This window comes from Neisseria polysaccharea (assembly GCF_963392925.1).
Classification (GTDB): Bacteria; Pseudomonadota; Gammaproteobacteria; order Burkholderiales; family Neisseriaceae; genus Neisseria; species Neisseria polysaccharea.
In genome coordinates, this window is the sequence record NZ_CAUJNZ010000005.1 from 76,994 (window position 1) to 95,358 (window position 18,365).

At 54.0% G+C, this 18,365-nt stretch carries 14 protein-coding genes; 4 read left to right on the forward strand and 10 right to left on the reverse strand.

What is annotated here, in order from left to right:
* Nucleotides 1-33: 33 nt before the first annotated feature.
* The 4 genes from RDY34_RS04385 to RDY34_RS04400 all read right to left on the reverse strand — a co-directional run bounded on the left by RDY34_RS04385 (nt 34) and on the right by RDY34_RS04400 (nt 3,481).
* Nucleotides 34-678, reverse strand: a complete 645-nt coding sequence (locus RDY34_RS04385; RefSeq protein ID WP_308072962.1) for a thiol:disulfide interchange protein DsbA/DsbL — start codon at nt 676-678, stop codon at nt 34-36.
* 2 nt (nt 679-680) lie between these two features.
* Complete coding sequence (gene ftsN / locus RDY34_RS04390; protein ID WP_025456631.1) at nt 681-1,544, reverse strand: cell division protein FtsN; 864 nt, start codon at nt 1,542-1,544, stop codon at nt 681-683.
* Nucleotides 1,545-1,649: 105 nt separating this feature from the next.
* Entirely contained in the window at nt 1,650-3,146 is a 1,497-nt protein-coding gene (locus RDY34_RS04395; RefSeq protein WP_003750275.1) for a YifB family Mg chelatase-like AAA ATPase, read from the reverse strand.
* 14 nt (nt 3,147-3,160) lie between these two features.
* Entirely contained in the window at nt 3,161-3,481 is a 321-nt protein-coding gene (locus RDY34_RS04400) for an accessory factor UbiK family protein (protein WP_003750274.1), read from the reverse strand.
* Nucleotides 3,482-3,535: 54 nt separating this feature from the next.
* Here RDY34_RS04400 and RDY34_RS04405 point away from each other — a divergent pair, with 54 nt between their 5' ends.
* Nucleotides 3,536-3,679 (forward strand): hypothetical protein, encoded by a 144-nt coding sequence (locus tag RDY34_RS04405; protein WP_155811397.1) that lies wholly within the window; start codon nt 3,536-3,538, stop codon nt 3,677-3,679.
* Between the two features lie 282 nt (nt 3,680-3,961).
* Nucleotides 3,962-5,488, forward strand: coding sequence for a sodium/proline symporter PutP (gene putP, locus RDY34_RS04410; protein WP_003750272.1), 1,527 nt, complete (start codon nt 3,962-3,964; stop codon nt 5,486-5,488).
* 89 nt (nt 5,489-5,577) lie between these two features.
* On the opposite strand, the gene RDY34_RS04415 is transcribed toward putP, so the two are convergent.
* Nucleotides 5,578-5,745, reverse strand: coding sequence for a hypothetical protein (locus RDY34_RS04415; protein ID WP_009346312.1), 168 nt, complete (start codon nt 5,743-5,745; stop codon nt 5,578-5,580).
* On the opposite strand from RDY34_RS04415, the gene putA reads away from it, so the two are divergent.
* The gene (putA, locus tag RDY34_RS04420) at nt 5,737-9,342 is read left to right on the forward strand and encodes a bifunctional proline dehydrogenase/L-glutamate gamma-semialdehyde dehydrogenase PutA (RefSeq protein WP_003750270.1); all 3,606 of its coding nucleotides are present in this window, start codon (nt 5,737-5,739) and stop codon (nt 9,340-9,342) included. The genes RDY34_RS04415 and putA overlap by 9 nt on opposite strands.
* Before the next feature lie 1,150 nt (nt 9,343-10,492).
* A complete protein-coding gene (locus tag RDY34_RS04425) occupies nt 10,493-10,771 on the forward strand; it encodes a hypothetical protein (protein WP_304669949.1) in 279 nt (92 codons plus the stop codon).
* An 85-nt stretch (nt 10,772-10,856) separates the two neighbouring features.
* On the opposite strand, the gene porB is transcribed toward RDY34_RS04425, so the two are convergent.
* The 5 genes from porB to ychF all read right to left on the reverse strand — a co-directional run bounded on the left by porB (nt 10,857) and on the right by ychF (nt 18,354).
* Nucleotides 10,857-11,885, reverse strand: coding sequence for a trimeric porin PorB (gene porB / locus RDY34_RS04430; protein WP_304685335.1), 1,029 nt, complete (start codon nt 11,883-11,885; stop codon nt 10,857-10,859).
* 517 nt (nt 11,886-12,402) lie between these two features.
* The gene (truA, locus tag RDY34_RS04435) at nt 12,403-13,200 is read right to left on the reverse strand and encodes a tRNA pseudouridine(38-40) synthase TruA (protein WP_308028418.1); all 798 of its coding nucleotides are present in this window, start codon (nt 13,198-13,200) and stop codon (nt 12,403-12,405) included.
* 407 nt (nt 13,201-13,607) lie between these two features.
* On the reverse strand, nt 13,608-14,903 hold the full coding sequence (gene tyrS, locus RDY34_RS04440) for a tyrosine--tRNA ligase (protein WP_308028390.1): 1,296 nt from the start codon (nt 14,901-14,903) through the stop codon (nt 13,608-13,610).
* A 61-nt stretch (nt 14,904-14,964) separates the two neighbouring features.
* Nucleotides 14,965-16,839 carry an acyltransferase family protein gene (locus RDY34_RS04445; RefSeq protein ID WP_308075354.1) on the reverse strand — a complete coding sequence of 625 codons (1,875 nt, stop codon included), beginning with the start codon at nt 16,837-16,839 and terminating at the stop codon, nt 14,965-14,967.
* A gap of 423 nt (nt 16,840-17,262) precedes the next feature.
* Nucleotides 17,263-18,354, reverse strand: coding sequence for a redox-regulated ATPase YchF (gene ychF, locus RDY34_RS04450; RefSeq protein ID WP_308028389.1), 1,092 nt, complete (start codon nt 18,352-18,354; stop codon nt 17,263-17,265).
* Nucleotides 18,355-18,365: the final 11 nt, after the last annotated feature.

Here is an 18,365-nt window from a genome sequence, read left to right on the forward strand (position 1 = left end):
GCTTGGTTTCTTTCAGGTGTATGATGGATAAGGTTATTTTTGCGTAGAACGGTTTGACAGTTTGCGTTCTTCCCTGACTTTGGCAACCAATTCTTTAATCGTATGAACGCCGCCGTCAAAGCCATTATTGAAGATAACGCGGTATTTTCCGCCGACAATAACGGTCGGCGTGCTGTCAATACCGTATTGTTCCGTCAGTTTCTGCATTTTTAATGCTGCGGCGGCGGCCTCGGGAGAATCATAGGCGCGCATCAGTTTTTTGCCGTCAAAGCCTTTTTGAGACAAAGCCCATTTTCTGGCAACCGACCTGTTTTCCAAGCGGATTTTTTGTTCGTAAACTGCTTTAAACACGGCAGGGTTTGCCTGATATTTCAAACCCGACAAATTGACGGCGGCCGCCATCCTGGCCAGACCGAGCATTTCAGGCTGCCAGACCACGTGCTCCGTCCTTAAATAGGCATCAGACGGCAATGCCTTGCCCAATTTCAATAACAAAGGATCGAAATGATGGCAATGTACGCAGAAATAGCCGAAAAATTCCAAAACCTCAATTTTGCCCGACTGTTCTTGAGGAATGGGTTTATCCAACACAAGATAGTCTTCCCCTTCCGTCAGGGCATATGCCTGCGCGGACAACACTGCCGACAGCAGCAGCGGCAACAGATGTTTGAACTTCATAATTATTTGCCTTCAATCGCACGGATCAGGCTGGCGACCCCGTGCTTTTTCAACTCGTCCTGCATTTTTTTCACCGCATCGGCAGACATATTGCCGCTTTGCACACGGTAAAGCGTTTTATGTCCCGCCTGATAACCGACCACCTTGGAAGATATGCCCAAGATTGCCAGTTTGGCACGCTGCCCTTCCGCGCTCTGACGGTCGGCATACGCGCCCATTTGCAGATAATGCGTTGCTTCCGCCTTGTCGGGCGTTTTCATTTTCTGTACTTCTTTGGCAGCGGCACTGCGCGCTTTTTCGATGCTGCCGCTGTTGAGGATTTGTTCCGGGGTCGGTTTGGGTGCAACTTTTTCCTTTGCCGCCTTTTTCTCTTCTTTTGGAGCTTTTTTCTCTGTTTCTTTAGACAGTTTTACCGCTTGTTTTTTAACCGTTTCGGCATCTTTCTTCTGCGCTTTTTCCCCAACGGTTTGTTCACGCTCTTCCGTCAGCGCTTTCTTACGCACTGCCTGTCCGTCCAGCTCTTCCCGTTCCGGCTCGCCCGCTTTTTCTTCAACCTCGTCGGCTTTATCGGCAACGGGCTGCTTGTCGGCAGCTTTTTCCGCATCCGACTGCTCTGCCTCTTTCGCAGCATCCGGTTCGGACAAGGCGTTTTGATCGACCGGTTCAGGTTGGATGTCTTCCTTTGGCTGGTTTTTCGGTTTCAGGATTTCCGTTTCTGCAGGCTGCTTCGACAGAGCCGGGATTTTGAACGCATTTTGACCTGTTTGATTCAGATAAAACAAAATACCGGCAATAATGACCGTCGCCAGTATCAAACCGAAGAAAAAACCGGACAGACCTTTTCCGGATTGGGAAAATTTGTTCATAAACATACCTTAATGTGTTTCAGACGGCATTAACGCCGTTTGCTTACGGGCGGATATTCTAACAATATCGCCATATTTGGGCAAAACCTGCTTCCATTCCCGTTCCTATAAAGCACGGCGGAAACCTATGGCTTTCATGACGTGGCTTCTGCCGACTTCTTCGTCGCCCGACAGGTCTGCCAGCGTCCGTGCAACACGCATGATGCGGTGGAAACTGCGGGCGGAGAGGGAGAGTTTTTCCAGCAGGCTGCCCAATGCTTCCTGCGCTTCTTTTTGGATGCGGGCTTGGGAATCGAGTTCGCTGACGCTCAAAGCGGCATTCACTTTGCCTTGCCGTGCGTATTGTTTGTCTCTGGCGGCGATAACGCGTTCCAAAACGGACGCGCTGCTTTCCCCTGCTTCCTGCTGCATCAGTTCGGCGGCGGACAGGCTCGGGACTTCGATGGTCAAATCGATGCGGTCAAGCAACGGGCCGGAAATTTTGCTGCGGTAACGCGCGACGCTTTCGGGTGTGCAGCGGCAGGGTTTGACGGGATGCCCGAGATAGCCGCACGGGCAGGGGTTCATGGCGGCGACGAGTTGGAATTTGGCAGGATAGACGGCTTGGCGCGCCGCGCGGGAAATGTGGATTTCGCCGTTTTCCAAAGGTTCGCGCAACACTTCCAAAACTTTGCGGTCGAACTCGGGCAATTCGTCCAAAAACAAAACGCCGTGATGCGCCAATGAAATCTCGCCCGGACGCGGGTCCGAACCGCCTCCGACCATAGCCGCCGCGCTGGCGCTGTGGTGCGGACTGCGGAAAGGACGGTTGCTGTCGAGTTGTTGCTGGTGGTTGGGAAGGAGCGAACGCAATGCCCAAACTTCGACCAATTCGTCTTCGGTCAGCGGCGGCAGGATGCCGGGCAGCCGTTGGGAGAGCATAGACTTGCCCGTTCCCGGCGGACCCATCATCAAAAGGCTGTGTCCGCCTGCGGCAGCGATTTCCAAAGCAAGGCGGGCAGTGTGCTGACCTTTCACATCACACAAATCAGGTTGTCCGCCATGTTCAGACGGCATTTGCGGTATGGAACATTCGGTTTGCGCCAAAGGTTCGATGCCGTTCAAATGAGCGGCGACTTCGCCCAAAGAGCGCGCGCCGTAAACGGTAATGCCGCGCATCACGGCGGCTTGTCCTGCGTTTTCTTCAGGCAAAACAAATGCACGTTTTGCCTGCATACCCTGCCACGCCATCGCCAACGCGCCGCGCACGGGGCGCAACAGCCCCGACAGTGCCAATTCCCCCGCAAACTCGTATTCCGCCAGTTTTTCGGGCGCAACCTGCCCCGATGCAGCAAGGATGCCGATTGCAATCGGCAAATCGAAACGCCCCGACTCTTTGGGCAGGTCGGCGGGGGCGAGGTTGACGGTAATTTTTTTGGTGGGGAATTCAAAACCGCTTTGAATAATGGCGGCACGGACGCGGTCGCGACTTTCTTTGACTTCCGTATCGGGCAGTCCGACGATGTTGAAATGCGGCAGGCCGTTGGCAAGGTGGGCTTCCACTTCGACCAACGGCGCATTCATACCGCTCAAGGCGCGGCTGTAAACCAAGGCAAGCGACATATTTTCAGACGACCTTATTCGCCGGCTGCGGTTTGCTGCCTGATTTCGGCGACGGCTTCTTCGGCAGCGGCTTCAGCCGCTTCCAATGCTGCCCGTTCGGGATTTTGCGCGGCTTCGAGTTTCGCCAAACGCGCTTCCAAAGCCGCCAGTTTGGTACGGGTTTTGATTAAAACCTGCTGCTGGATGTCGAATTCTTCGCGCGTAACCAAATCCATACGGTTGAACGCGCCGCCCAGCATCGCCTTAATATTTTTTTCCACATCTTTGGCAGGGCTGTTGGCGATGGTTTCGCTGATTTTCGAGCCGACTTCTTCAAAAAGCTGCTTGCCGAACATAATCTGTATCCTTCCTGAACATATTAAATTCAAACGGCTATTGTATAAGGAAAAATGCCGTCTGAAAACGGGCGACCGGGCATCTGCACAAAATGTTCCGCCCCACTTCCGTTGCTAAACTACACTTCAAAACATAAGCAGGCGGAAAGCCGGTTTCACAACACCATCCCTTTTCAATTACAAGCAACTACAAAATAATATGTTGTTTTAGATAGATTTTATGTTAATAATCTGCTTTTCCCCGCCTTTTTTGGACGGCAAGTGCTTTGCAAACAAAAAAATTTGGGTTATGCTGAACCAAATTATTTACAATTTCACGTGATTTCATTACATATCTTATTGTGATTGAAGATAATTTATCCGAATCCCCTTTCGGGTGTCCGGATTTTCCGTTGTACTTTTATTAGAAAAACATTTCAGGCATGAGTTGCTTGCAATTTCAAAGCCTGTAATTCTGAAGTTTTAGACGAGGAATAGCACATGAATCCCATGTACATCACTTTTGCAATCTATCTGGTTGCAGTCCTTCTCATCGGGCTTGCCGCTTATTTTTCCACGCGCAATTTCGACGATTATATTTTGGGCGGTCGCAGCCTGGGCCCGTTTGTTACGGCGATGTCGGCAGGCGCGTCCGATATGTCCGGCTGGCTGCTGATGGGTCTGCCGGGCGCGATTTATTTGAGCGGTTTGAATGAGGCTTGGATTGCCATCGGCCTCTTGGTCGGCGCGTATTTCAACTGGCTCTTGGTGGCGGGCCGCCTGCGCGTGCATACCGAATACGCCAACAATGCGCTGACGCTGCCGGATTATTTCTTCCACCGCTTCGGCGCGGGCGGACACTTGATGAAAGTGGTTTCCGCACTGATTATCCTGTTTTTCTTCACGATTTATTGCGCCTCGGGCATTGTGGCGGGCGCAACCCTGTTCCAAAGCCTGTTTGAAGGTATGACTTACAATCAGGCAATGTGGCTGGGCGCGGGCGCGACCATCGCCTATACCTTCTTGGGCGGCTTCTTGGCGGTAAGTTGGACGGATACGTTGCAGGCCTCTTTGATGATTTTCGCGCTGATTTTAACGCCTGTGATGGTCTATCTGGGCTTGGGCGGCGCGGAACAGATGTCTGCCGCGATTCAAAGCGTCGCCGCAGGCACGGGCAAAGAATACGGCAGCCTGTTTGCCGGTACGACCGTCATCGGCATCATTTCCACCGCCGCATGGGGCTTGGGCTATTTCGGACAGCCGCACATTTTGGCGCGCTTTATGGCGGCCGAAAGCGCGAAATCGCTGGTATCCGCACGCCGCATCGGTATGACTTGGATGGCGTTGTGCCTTGCGGGCGCGGTAGCGGTCGGTTATTTCGGCATTGCGTATTTCGGTGCAAATCCCGACAAAGTTTCTTCTATGAGCGGCAACCACGAACGCATCTTCATCGCGCTTTCCACCCTGCTGTTCAACCCTTGGATCGCCGGCATTATTTTGAGCGCGATTTTGGCGGCGGTGATGTCCACCCTGTCCTGCCAGCTTTTGGTTTGCTCCAGCGCGATTACCGAAGACTTCTACAAAGGCTTTTTGCGTAAAAACGCGCAACAGTCGGAACTGGTATGGGTCGGCCGCCTGATGGTCTTGGCGATTGCCGTGATTTCCATCCTGATTGCTTCCGATCCGAACAGCAAAGTATTGGGACTGGTGTCTTATGCGTGGGCAGGTTTCGGTGCGGCATTCGGCCCGATTGTGATTCTGTCCGTATTGTGGAAACGCATCACTGCCTACGGCGCGTTGTCGGGTATGGTTGCAGGTGCCTTAACCGTAGTCGTATGGGCGGAATGGGTAAAAAAACCGGCTCAAGCGGTAGGCGAAAACGGCTTGTTGACGATGTACGAAATCGTCCCGGGCTTTATTGTTTGCTTGATCGTTGCCGTGTTGGTTTCCCTGTTCAACAAAGAACCTTCGCGCGAAATCCAAGAACGCTTTGAAAAAGCCGACGCAGATTACCGCGCCACCCGATAAACCCCTTTCAGACGGCACGGCATCCCGGTTCGTGCCGTCTGAACCCGTTTCCGGGTCAAACACAAATAAACCTTGCCTGCATACAGGCCTTATTTGTGTTTTACCCGTTTCATTTTCAAAGAAACGGAAGCACCTACCCTGCCCGCATTTGAAGCCTTGTATTTCATCTGCGGATTTATTACGATATTACCGTATTCAGGCCGCACCGATGCCGCCTGCCCCCCGAAAAACTTTGGAGAATCCAAAAAATGTTTCATTTTGCATTTCCGGCACAAACTGCCCTGCGCCAAGCGATAACCGATGCCTACCGCCGTAATGAAATCGAAGCCGTACAGGATATGTTGCAACGTGCACAGATGAGTGACGAAGAGCGCAACGCCGCCTCCGAGCTTGCCCGCCGTTTGGTTACCCAAGTCCGCGCCGGCCGCACTAAAGCCGGCGGCGTGGATGCGCTGATGCACGAGTTTTCACTCTCCAGCGAAGAAGGCATCGCGCTGATGTGTCTGGCGGAAGCCCTGCTGCGCATTCCCGACAACGCCACGCGCGACCGCCTGATTGCCGACAAGATTTCAGACGGCAACTGGAAAAGCCATTTGAACAACAGCCCTTCCCTCTTCGTCAATGCTGCCGCCTGGGGCCTGCTGATTACCGGCAAACTGACCGCCACAAACGACAAACAAATGAGTTCCGCACTCGGCCGCCTGATCGGCAAAGGCGGCGCACCGCTCATCCGCCAAGGCGTAAATTACGCCATGCGGCTTCTGGGCAAACAGTTCGTCACCGGACAGACCATTGAAGAAGCCCTGCAAAACGGCAAAGAACGCGAAAAAATGGGCTACCGCTTCTCCTTCGATATGTTGGGCGAAGCCGCCTACACCCAAGCCGATGCCGACCGCTACTACCGCGACTATGTCGAAGCCATCCACGCCATCGGCAAAGATGCGGCAGGACAAGGCGTTTACGAAGGCAACGGCATTTCCGTCAAACTCTCCGCCATCCACCCTCGCTACTCGCGCGCCCAACACGGACGCGTAATGGGCGAACTGTTGCCGCGCCTGAAAGAATTGTTCCTTTTGGGTAAAAAATACGATATCGGTATCAACATCGATGCCGAAGAAGCCAACCGTCTGGAGCTGTCTTTGGATTTGATGGAGGCACTCGTTTCCGATCCCGATTTGGCAGGCTACAAAGGCATCGGTTTCGTTGTTCAAGCCTACCAAAAACGTTGTCCGTTCGTTATCGACTACCTGATCGACCTTGCCCGCCGCAACAACCAAAAACTAATGATCCGCCTCGTCAAAGGCGCGTATTGGGACAGCGAAATCAAATGGGCGCAAGTGGACGGCTTGAACGGCTATCCGACCTACACCCGCAAAGTCCACACCGACATCTCCTACCTCGCCTGCGCGCGCAAACTGCTTTCCGCGCAAGACGCGGTATTCCCGCAATTTGCCACGCACAACGCCTACACCTTGGGCGCAATCTACCAAATGGGCAAAGGCAAAGATTTTGAACACCAATGTCTGCACGGCATGGGCGAAACCCTGTACGACCAAGTGGTCGGCCCGCAAAACTTAGGCCGCCGCGTGCGCGTGTACGCCCCGGTCGGTACGCACGAAACCCTGCTCGCCTACTTGGTGCGCCGCCTGTTGGAAAACGGCGCGAACTCGTCTTTCGTCAACCAAATCGTCGATGAAAACATCAGTATCGACCGCCTGATTAAGAGCCCGTTCGACACCATCGCCGAACAAGGCATCCATCTGCATAACGCCTTGCCGCTGCCGCGCGATTTGTACGGCAAATGCCGTCTGAACTCGCAAGGCGTGGACTTGAGCAACGAAAACGTATTGCAGCAGCTTCAAGAACAGATGAACAAAGCCGCCGCGCAAGACTTCCATGCCGCGTCCATTGTCAATGGCAAAGCCCGCGATGTCGGCGAAACGCAACCGATTAAAAACCCCGCCGACCACGACGACATCGTCGGCACAGTCAGCTTTGCCGATGCCGCGCTTGCCCAAGAAGCAGTTGGCGCAGCCGTTGCCGCGTTCCCCGAATGGAGTGCGACACCTGCCGCCGAACGCGCCGCCTGCCTGCGCCGTTTCGCCGACCTGCTCGAACAGCACACCCCCGCGCTGATGATGCTTGCCGTGCGCGAAGCAGGCAAAACGCTGAACAACGCCATTGCCGAAGTGCGCGAAGCCGTCGATTTCTGCCGCTACTACGCAAACGAAGCCGAACACACCCTGCCCAAAGATGCCGAAGCCGTCGGCGCGATTGTCGCCATCAGCCCGTGGAACTTCCCGCTCGCCATCTTTACCGGCGAAGTCGTTTCCGCATTGGCGGCAGGCAACACCGTTATTGCCAAACCCGCCGAACAAACCAGCCTGATTGCCGGTTATGCCGTTTCCCTCATGCACGAAGCCGGCATCCCGACTTCCGCCCTGCAACTCGTCCTCGGCGCAGGCGACGTGGGTGCGGCATTGACCAACGATGCCCGCATCGGCGGCGTGATTTTCACAGGCTCGACCGAAGTGGCGCGCCTGATCAACAAAGCCCTTGCCAAACGCAACGACAATCCCGTCCTGATTGCCGAAACCGGCGGACAAAACGCCATGATTGTCGATTCCACCGCACTTGCCGAACAAGTCTGCGCCGACGTATTGAACTCCGCTTTCGACAGCGCGGGACAACGCTGCTCCGCCCTGCGTATCTTGTGCGTCCAAGAAGACGTTGCCGACCGTATGCTCGACATGATCAAAGGCGCGATGGACGAACTCGTCGTCGGCAAACCGATTCAGCTCACTACCGATGTCGGCCCCGTCATCGATGCCGAAGCGCAGCAAAACCTGTTGAACCACATCAACAAAATGAAAGGTGTTGCCAAGTCCTACCACGAAGTCAAAACCGCCGCCGATGTCGATTCCGAAAAATCCACGTTCGTTCGCCCCATCCTGTTTGAATTGAACAACCTCAACGAACTGCAACGCGAAGTCTTCGGCCCCGTCCTGCACGTCGTCCGCTACCGCGCCGACGAACTCGACAGCGTCATCGACCAAATCAACAGCAAAGGCTACGCCCTGACCCACGGCGTACACAGCCGCATCGAAGGCACGGTACGCCACATCCGCAGCCGCATCGAAGCCGGCAACGTTTACGTCAACCGCAACATCGTCGGCGCAGTCGTCGGCGTACAGCCCTTCGGCGGACACGGTCTGTCCGGCACAGGTCCCAAAGCAGGCGGTTCGTTCTACCTGCAAAAACTGACCCGCATCCCCGAATGGGTTGCCCCGACCCTGAGCCAAATCGGACAGGCAGACGAAGCCGCGCTCAAACGCCTCGAAGCACTGGTTCACAAACTGCCGTTCAATGCCGAAGAGAAAAAAGCCGCAGCGGCCGCTTTGGGACACGCCCGCATCCGCACCCTGCGCCGTGCCGAAACCGTCCTTACCGGCCCGACCGGCGAGCGCAACAGCATCTCATGGCACGCGCCAAAACGCGTCTGGGTACACGGCGGCAGCCTCCTGCAAGCCTTCTGCGCCCTAACCGAACTTGCCGCCTCCGGCGTACAGGCAGTGGTCGAACCCAACAGCCCCTTGGCTTCCTACACTGCCGACTTGGAAGGTCTGCTGCTGATCAACGGCAAACCCGAAACCGCCGGCATCAGCCACGTTGCCGCCCTGTCGCCTTTGGACAGCGCGCGCAAACAGGAACTTGCCGCCCACGACGGCGCACTCATCCGCATCCTCCCTTCGGAAAACGGACTCGACATCCTGCAAGTGTTTGAAGAAATCTCTTGCAGCGTCAACACCACAGCCGCCGGCGGCAACGCCAGCCTGATGGCGGTTGCCGACTGATTTTGCCAAAACCGCCCGAGCGCGGTCCGTGAACCAATGCCGTCTGAAAACCTTTCAGACGGCATTTTTGATGCACTTACCGTTTACAGGCGCAGGGCGGGCGTAAGGAAATACCCGAACCGTCATTCCTGATAACACCGTCATCTTGAAACTCGTCATTCCCGCGCAGGCGGGAATCTAGGTCTGTCGGTGCAGGAGCTTATCGGATAAAACGGTTTCTCCAACCCTGCGTTCTAGATTCCCACTTTCGTGGGAATGACGGAATGTAGGTTCATGGGAATGACGCGGTGCAGGTTTCCGTGCGGATGGATTCGTCATTCCCGCGCAGGCGGGAATCTAGGTCTGTCAGTGCAGGAACTTATCGGATAAAACGGTTTCTCCAACCCTGCGTTCTGGATTCCCACTTTCGTGGGAATGACGGGATGTAGGTTCGTGGGAATGACAGAATGTAGGTTCGTAGGAATGACGCGGTGCAGGTTTCCGTGCGGATGGATTCGTCATTCCCGCGCAGGCGGGAATCTAGACCTGTCGGCACAGAAACTTATCGGATGCAACGGTTTCTTGAGATTCCGCATCCTAGATTCCCACTTTCGTGGGAATGACGGAATGTAGGTTCGTGGGAATGACGGGATGCAGGTTCGTGGGAATGACACGGTGCAGGTTTCCGTACGGATGAATTCGTCATTCCCGCGCAGGCGGGAATCTAGGTCTGTCGGTGCGGAAACTTATCGGATAAAACGGTTTCTTGAGATTTTGCGTCCTGGATTCCCACTTTCGTGGGAATGACGGGATGTAGGTTCGTGGGAATGACGGGATGCAGGTTCGTGGGAATGACACGGTGCAGGTTTCCGTACGGATGAATTCGTCATTCCCGCGCAGGCGGGAATCTAGGTCTGTCGGTGCGGAAACTTATCGGATAAAACGGTTTCTTGAGATTTTGCGTCCTGGATTCCCACTTTCGTGGGAATGACGGAATGTAGGTTCGTGGGAATGACGCGGTGCAGGTTTCCGTGCGGATGTGTTCGGATTCCCGCCTGCGCGGGAATGACGGGATGCAGGTTTCTGTGCAGACAAATGCCTGCGCGGGAATGACGGCATATTTTTGCATTTGATAAAAAAGACCGTTTAAAATTTTTTCAGCGGACGCAAAGTGTTGCATAAAGTATTGCGTAAAATGCTGCTTAAAGGAACGCAAAGCAGACGTAGGATGTGCAGCGTGGGCGCAGGGCGGGCTGTATGGCAGACTGTAGAATGGGTCGTAGGGTGGGCTTCAGCCCACCATTCCCACCAATCACTCCAATATTACCAAACCCACCAATTCCAACGATTCCGTCAAATCCATCAATGCCGCCGAAAACCGAAACCGCCGAATCACGCCTATTCCCCAAAAACCTTTGATGCGGTGAAATTGGTGGGATTGGTGGGCTGAAGCCCACCCTACGGCTCACTAAAAACAGAAAACAGAAAAAAGCCTGTCTGACGACAGGCTTTTTGTTGATACCAATCTTTGCAGATTAAAATTTGTGGCGCAGACCGACAGTACTGGCAGTCGATACGGTTTTGTTTGCGCCTTTGCCTTCTTGCAACCAGCCGGCAGAAACCAAGGCAGAAGTGCGTTTGGAGAAGTCGTATTCCGCACCGACGATAACTTGGTCGTAACGGTTGTCGCCGTCTGCTTTAGCAACAGTGCCTTTGAAGCCGTGGGCGTAAGAAACGCGGGGCGTTACGTTGCCGAAGCGGTATGCCACGGTAGCGGCAACTTCGGTTTGAGAGTTGTGCGAATTGGAAGCATCAGCCAATTTCGCATCTTGTTGCTGTACGGCTACGGAAGCGTACAGGGCATCATTGTCGTAACCGCCGACCAAACGGTGAACTTGCAGTTTTTCAACAGGCTGACCAACTTTTTCTGCGCTAGTGCCTTCACCGTGTCTTTGGAACAAGCCGGCGTATTGTGCGAAGAAGCCGCTGTTTTGGTAGTTCAAACCAACGTGGTAAGATTCGCCGTTTTTACCTGAATTGTCTTTAGGCGCGTATTGTACGCTGCCGCTGAAGCCGGCAAATTCGGGAGAATCGTAACGTACGGATGCGTAGCGGTGTTCCGGAGCGGAAATTTTGCTGACTTGCAGCACATTTTCAATTCCAGTATCCTTGGTAGAACCGGAATCCCAAGCGTTGACGTTGCCGCCGCTGTCTTTCAGGATGCTGTTCAGGTTACCGGCGCGGACGGTACCGAAGCCGCCTTTCAAGCCGATGAAGGATTGGCGGTTACCCCAGCCGCTGTCAGTACCGGCGATGGAGGCTTTTTGTTCCAACTGCCAAATGGCTTTCATGCCGTTGCCGAAGTCTTCTTGACCTCTGAAACCGATTTTAGAACCGAAGTCGGCGATTTCGCTGCCGGTTTTCACTTCAGTTACTTTGCCTTCTGCATGTTTTACAGTGCGGTAAGTTTCTACGCCGGCTTTGATGGTGCCGTACAGGGTAACATCAGCCATTGCTGCAACAGGAAGGGCTGCCAAAGTCAGGGCAATCAGGGATTTTTTCATTGCTGTATTCCTTTTTTGGTTAAGAAATTTAAGCGGACCGGGCTTTCCAAGCCGCTTAGCTTTGCATTTACCGCCGAGGGGTTCGGCGATTCCATGTCTGAAACTATAAATGTTCCTGTCTGAAAAAACAAACTTCTGCCTGTTTTTGTGTGGAATCCGATGTGTATTTTGAAGGTCGGATAGAGATATTATGAGTATTTTTTGTTTTATAACATATAGTTATTTTAAATTTTTAAGATTTGCATTTTTACAACACTTGCTCGGGAAGGCATTGGAGGGCATTGCAAACCGGGGGTTATAGTGGATTAACAAAAACCAGTACAGCGTTGCCTCGCCTTAGCTCAAAGAGAACGACTCTCTAAGGTGCTGAAGCACCAAGTGAATCGGTTCCGTACTATTTGTACTGTCTGCGGCTTCGTCGCCTTGTCCTGATTTTTGTTAATCCACTATAGTGTCAACATTGAAAAAGATTGCCTGACAGTTTGTCCGATTTCAAAATCTCCGCGACAAGAATGTTTTAAAGCCATTCGGGGATTTGGGGGCGGATGATGCCGTATGCCTCGGGATAGTCGACGCCGGTCAGGTAGAGTCCGTCGGGCATGAAGGTCGGTGGGGCTTTGAGGCGGCTGCGTTCTTGAATCAGTGCGGCGAAGCCTTCGACGCTGAGCCTGCCGCTGCCGACATAAACGAGCGCGCCCATGATGTTGCGTACCATATGGTGCAAAAAGGCGTTGCCGTGCAAATCGAGGCGGACGAGTCCTGCACTTTGGGTAAGGTCGGCGCGGTAGATGGTTTTGACGGGAGATTTTGCCTGGCACTCGGCGGCGCGGAAACTGGAAAAGTCTTGTTCGCCGATCAATAAGGCGGCAGCCCGGCGCATCGGTTCGATATCAAGTTTGAGATGCGTCCAACCTACCCTGTGCTTCAACAGCGGCGAACGGACGGGGGAAGATTCAAGCAGATAGCGGTAGTGCCGTCCGTATGCGTCAAATCGTGCATGAAATTCGGGTGCGGTCTGTTGGGCGTGCAAAACGGCTATGCCTTCGGGCAGGTGGGCATTTACGCCGCGCACCCATGCCTGTTGGGGACGGACGGAAGTTGTGTCGAAGTGGACGACTTGGGCGGTGGCATGCACGCCGGTGTCGGTTCTGCCGGCAACAATGGTGGAAACCGCTTCCCCTGCGATTTGGGCGAGTGCGGTTTCCAATGCCGTCTGAACGGTCGGTACGCCGCCAGCCTGTTTCTGCCATCCGTAAAAACGGCTGCCGTCATAGGATAGTGTCAGTGCCCAGCGTTGTTTTTGTGCGGTATCCATCGGGTTGGGATTCGGATAAATGTTCAGACGGCATTGTATCGCAGATTTTGCAGGGAAACGGCAAATGCCCGAGGCACGCGGCGTTGTTTGGGGAGATGTTCGAGAGGGGGTGGATACAGGGTGCGCCGCAGGGTGTTGCGTAGCAACTGCATTTTTCACCCCGTCGGGCAAAAATACAGTTGCTACGGTTTGCCGAATCATCAGAAATACCTGCATCGTTATTCCCGCGCAGGCGGGAATCTAGACCTGTCGGCGCAGAAACTTATCGGGTGCAACGGTTTCTTGAGATTTTACGTCCTAGATTCCCGCCTGCGCGGGAATGACGGCATATCGGCAGGCGCAGGGTGTTTTGCATTTGATAAAAATGCCGTCTGAAAGCTTCAGACGGCATTTCTGCGGCAACCGGATTATTTCCAAACCAAAAGCGCGTGGTTGCGTTTGCCGCGCCGGAGGATGGTGTATTTGCCGAAACGTTTGTGTTCGCCTGTCAACAGATAGGCATCGTCGGGGCGTTCGGCGGCGTGGTTGGGGTTGTTGGCTTCGGCCGGTTTGCCGTTGAGCAAAACCGCTTTGCTGTTCACAAAGCCGCGCGCTTCTTTATTGGAGGATGCCAAGCCGGTTTTGACCAAGGCTTCAACGGCGTTGATGCCGTCTGAAACTTCAAATGCGGGCAGGCCGTCGAGGGCAAGTTGCTCGAAGTCGCTTTCGGTAAGCCGGCTTTGGTCTTCAGCAAACAGGCTTTCGGAAATGCGTTGCGCGGCGGCAAGGGCTTCTTCGCCGTGAATCAGGCGGGTCATTTCTTCGGCGAGGATGCGTTGCGCTTCGGGCTTGCTGCCGCTTGCCTTGTCTTTGGCTTCGACGGCATCGATTTCTTCGATGGACAGGAAGGTAAAGTATTTCAGGAATTTATACACATCGGCATCGGCCACTTTCAGCCAGAATTGGTAGAACTGATAGGGCGAGGTTTTTTTCGCGTTCAGCCACACCGCGCCGCCTTCGGTTTTGCCGAATTTGGTGCCGTCTGATTTGGTAACCAAAGGCAGGGTCAGTCCGAACACTTGTTTTTGGTGCAGGCGGCGTGTCAGGTCGATGCCGGCGGTGATGTTGCCCCATTGGTCGGAGCCGCCGATTTCCAAAACCGCGCCGTGGCGTTTGTTCAACTCGGCGAAGTCGTAACCTTGCAGCAGGGAGTAGGCGAACTCGGTGAAGGAAATGCCTGCGCCGTCGCGGTCGATGCGCTGTTTGACGGATTCTTTGTTCAGCATGGCGTTGACGGAGAAATGTTTGCCGATGTCGCGCAGGAAGTCGAGACAGTTCATTTTGCCGAACCAGTCAGCGTTGTTCGCCATAACGGCGGCGTTTCCGCCTTCAAAGCTCAAGAAAGGGGTTAATTGGTTGCGGATACTTTCCACCCAGCCGGCAACAGTTTCGGCGGAATTCAAGCTGCGTTCGGCGGCTTTGAAGCTGGGGTCGCCGATCATACCGGTCGCGCCGCCCACCAAAGCAATCGGCGTATGCCCCGCCTGTTGGAAACGGCGCAATGCCAATACGGGCAGCAGGTGTCCGATGTGCAGGCTGTCGGCGGTCGGGTCGAAGCCGCAATAGAGGGCGATTTTTTGTTCGTTCAGCAAAGCGTCTAAGGCTTCGATGTCGGTGGTTTGCGCGATTAGGCCGCGCGATTGCAGGTCTTGAATGACGCTCATCGGTCTCTTTCAAAAAAATTAGCGGTTTTGCAAACCGCCGATTGTAACAAATTTAAGCGAATCAATGGTTATGGCGCGTATCGAGAAACCGTTGTTTTTCGGAAAAACGCTTTGCCAATTCTGTGCCGCCGTAAGGGTTGATGTGGTCTTTGTCCGAGTAAACCGGCAATCCGCCGATTTGGAAATCTGCGGGGATATAGGCGGCGGCATCAATAATATAGACGTTGGGGTATTTGGCTGCCAATTCCCTGATGCGGGCATTGGCTTTCAGGGTGCTTTCGTCGTCCGGATGCAGGGTTTGGCGGTAGCCCGGTATGCGTGAAGACAATATATAGGCGCGCTGGACATTGTAAGACGAGGCAAGGTTGTCCGCCATCAGGTAAACGGCTTGTTTTTCGGATGAGAGCTTGTGCAGCATACGGTCGAATTTTTTGAAAAAATCAGCATCGTAGGCAAGGGAGCGGCTGTTTTCGGGCATCTGGCTGCCCCAGCGCATCGCCAAAACCACTTTTGAATACCGGGGCAGGTGTTCTTCGGCATAGCGGTAAACGGCGCGGCAGGCGGCCCAGTTTTGGAATACGCGGGACGCGTAGCCTTCCACATAGGCGCAAGCGTCGGCGGAAACCATAGTGGCGGACCATTTTTCTTTTTTGCCCACGGCATCGAAGAATGTTTTGTAATGGTCGGCGTGGGAGTCGCCCAAAATGAGCAGTTCCGGCTGTTTTTCTGTATCCCCCCATAGGCATTGTTTGCCGATATTGTTGTGGCAGGAGGTGTTGGAACGCGTCAGCCCCAAGCGGTCGTATTGCGTCATAAACGGCAGCCTCATCGCAAAAAACGAGCCCGCGCCCAAAATGAGCATAGGCAAGGCATAAATCCATAAAACGGATTGTGCGAACGAACCTTTCCATTTTTTAAACGGCTTTTCGATGCAGTGATAAGAAAACAGGGAAAGCAGCAATATCAGGACGACAGCCGCCGCCGGCGAATAAGGCGGCAGGTTGTCCGGACCGATATAGCGCATAAAGGCCAATATCGGCCAATGCCACAGATAAAGCGAATAGGAAATCAAACCGGCGGCAACGGTGATTTTCGATTGGAAAAATTTTTTAAGCGGGTGTTCGTAATGATTGAAATAAATCAGCGCGGCAACAGCCAGACAGGGAATCAAAGCGGCGGGTCCCGGGAAATAGGCGGTTTGTTCCGAATAGGAAAACAGGCAGGCGGACAGTATGCACACGGCAAACAATACGCCGGCGGCGGCACAGCGTCTGCCGACGGCGAGATTCCGCTGTTGCCGGTACCGCATCCACACGGCGGTCAGCGATCCGACCAGCATTTCGCAGGCGCGCAGGTGGGGCAGGTAATATTTATCGAACGCGGAAGGCATAAAGGAAGCGGCAAGGCTTAAGGCGCACAATGCGGCGAGGAAGCCGAACTGTACGCGCGGGCTTTTGCGGGCGACAAGCAGCAGCAATATCGGAAAGACAAAGTAAAATTGTTCTTCGACCGACAAAGACCAAATGTGCAGCAAGGGCTTTTCTTCCTGCGCGGGATCGAAATAATCCTTTCCCCTTGCAAAATACAGGTTGGAGGCGAAACCCAAGGCGGTCAGCGCGGATTTCCACAAAAGAAAGAAATCATCTTTGGTGAATAAAAAGAAGCCGCCTGCCAGCGTTGCCGCCAATACGGCGAAAAATGCGGGCAAAATCCGTTTGATGCGGCGGATATAAAATGCCTTCAGGGAAACCCCCCCCCCCGACATTTCGCGGTGAAGAATCGCCGTCATCAAAAAGCCTGAAATCACAAAGAATATATCGACACCGAGAAACCCGCCCGGCAGCCAATTTTTTTCGATATGGAACACGATGACGGACAAAACGGCGGCGGCGCGCAATGTGTCGATGTCCGGGCGGTAGGGTAAGGCTTGGCTCATAATGTTTTTATAGCGGATTAACAAAAACCAGTACGGCGTTGCCTCGCCTTAGCTCAAAGAGAACGATTCTCTAAGGTGCTCAAGCACCAAGTGAATCGGTTCCGTACTATCTGTACTGTCTGCGGCTTCGTCGCCTTGTCCTGATTTGAATTGAATCCACTATACTTGAAACGCGGCGGCGCAAATGCCGTCTGAAAGGTTGTTCCGTATCGGGGATCGGGATATTCGGAATGCCGGACGGCTTCCCGTAACGGCGGGGCAGGCGGTTTGTTTTGCAGAAATCGGGGAGGGCAAATCGGAAATGCAGGCGGGATTTTATTTTGATGCAGCCGCATTCCGGCGGTATGGAAACGCCGAAAGCCACCAAAACCGACTTCAGACGGCATTTTCGGCAAAGCCGTCTGAAAACCTGCCGCATTTGGGTTACACGTTAAACAAAAAGTGCATCACATCCCCATCCTGCACGACGTATTCCTTGCCTTCCACGCGCATTTTGCCGGCTTCTTTGGTTTTGGCTTCGCCGCCGAGCGAGACAAAATCATCGTAGGCAATCACTTGGGCGCGGATGAAGCCGCGTTCAAAATCCGTATGAATCACGCCGGCGGCTTGCGGGGCGGTGTCGCCTTTGTGGATGGTCCAGGCGCGGACTTCTTTGACACCGGCGGTGAAGTAGGTTTGCAGGCCCAAGAGGTCGTAGCCGGCACGAATCAGGCGGTTCAGGCCGGGTTCTTCCAAGCCCATTTCGGCGAGAAACTCGGCTTTTTCGTCGTCTTCCAATTCGGCAATTTCGCTTTCCATCGCGGCGCAAACGGCAACGACGGGGGCGTTTTCTTTTGCTGCCAATTCTTTCAGGCGGTCGAGGTGCGGATTGTTTTCAAAACCGTCTTCGGCAACGTTGCCCACATACATCGCAGGTTTGGCGGTCAGCAGGAACAGCGGTTTGAGCATCGCGCGTTCTTCCGCGTCCAAACCGAAGGAACGCACGGGTTTGCCTTCGTCCAGATGCGGCAGCAGTTTTTTACACAGTTCGACCAGTTTTTGCGCGTCTTTGTCGCCTGAGCGGGCGCGTTTTTCTTCGCGGACGATGGCTTTTTCGACGCTGGCGAGGTCGGCAAGCGCCAACTCGGTGCCAATGGTTTCGATGTCGGCAATCGGATCGACTTTGCCGGAAACGTGGACGATGTTGTCGTCGTCAAAGCAGCGCACGACGTTGACGATGGCATCGGTTTCGCGGATGTTGGCAAGGAACTGGTTACCCAGACCTTCGCCTTTGCTCGCGCCTGCAACCAAACCGGCGATATCGACGAACTCGACGATGGCGGGCTGCATTTTTTGCGGATTGACGATTTTCGCCAGCTCCGCCATGCGCGGGTCGGGCACTTCAACGATGCCGACGTTGGGTTCGATGGTACAGAAAGGATAGTTTGCCGCTTCGATACCCGACTGGGTCAGCGCGTTAAAGAGGGTGGATTTGCCGACGTTGGGCAAACCGACGATGCCGCATTTCAAACTCATGTTTTTTCCTG

Coding starts and splice junctions, on each gene's coding strand:
- porB (WP_304685335.1), bottom strand. CDS start 11,885: ATGAAAAAATCCCTGATTGCCCTGACTTTGGCAGCCCTTCCTGTTGCA.
- RDY34_RS04405 (WP_155811397.1), top strand. CDS start 3,536: ATGCCGTCTGAAAACGGGCGACCGGGCATCTGCACAAAATGTTCCGCC.
- tyrS (WP_308028390.1), bottom strand. CDS start 14,903: ATGAGCGTCATTCAAGACCTGCAATCGCGCGGCCTAATCGCGCAAACC.
- RDY34_RS04400 (WP_003750274.1), bottom strand. CDS start 3,481: ATGTTCGGCAAGCAGCTTTTTGAAGAAGTCGGCTCGAAAATCAGCGAA.
- putA (WP_003750270.1), top strand. CDS start 5,737: ATGTTTCATTTTGCATTTCCGGCACAAACTGCCCTGCGCCAAGCGATA.
- RDY34_RS04415 (WP_009346312.1), bottom strand. CDS start 5,745: ATGAAACATTTTTTGGATTCTCCAAAGTTTTTCGGGGGGCAGGCGGCA.
- RDY34_RS04395 (WP_003750275.1), bottom strand. CDS start 3,146: ATGTCGCTTGCCTTGGTTTACAGCCGCGCCTTGAGCGGTATGAATGCG.
- RDY34_RS04445 (WP_308075354.1), bottom strand. CDS start 16,839: ATGAGCCAAGCCTTACCCTACCGCCCGGACATCGACACATTGCGCGCC.
- truA (WP_308028418.1), bottom strand. CDS start 13,200: ATGGATACCGCACAAAAACAACGCTGGGCACTGACACTATCCTATGAC.
- ftsN (WP_025456631.1), bottom strand. CDS start 1,544: ATGAACAAATTTTCCCAATCCGGAAAAGGTCTGTCCGGTTTTTTCTTC.
- putP (WP_003750272.1), top strand. CDS start 3,962: ATGAATCCCATGTACATCACTTTTGCAATCTATCTGGTTGCAGTCCTT.
- RDY34_RS04385 (WP_308072962.1), bottom strand. CDS start 678: ATGAAGTTCAAACATCTGTTGCCGCTGCTGCTGTCGGCAGTGTTGTCC.
- ychF (WP_308028389.1), bottom strand. CDS start 18,354: ATGAGTTTGAAATGCGGCATCGTCGGTTTGCCCAACGTCGGCAAATCC.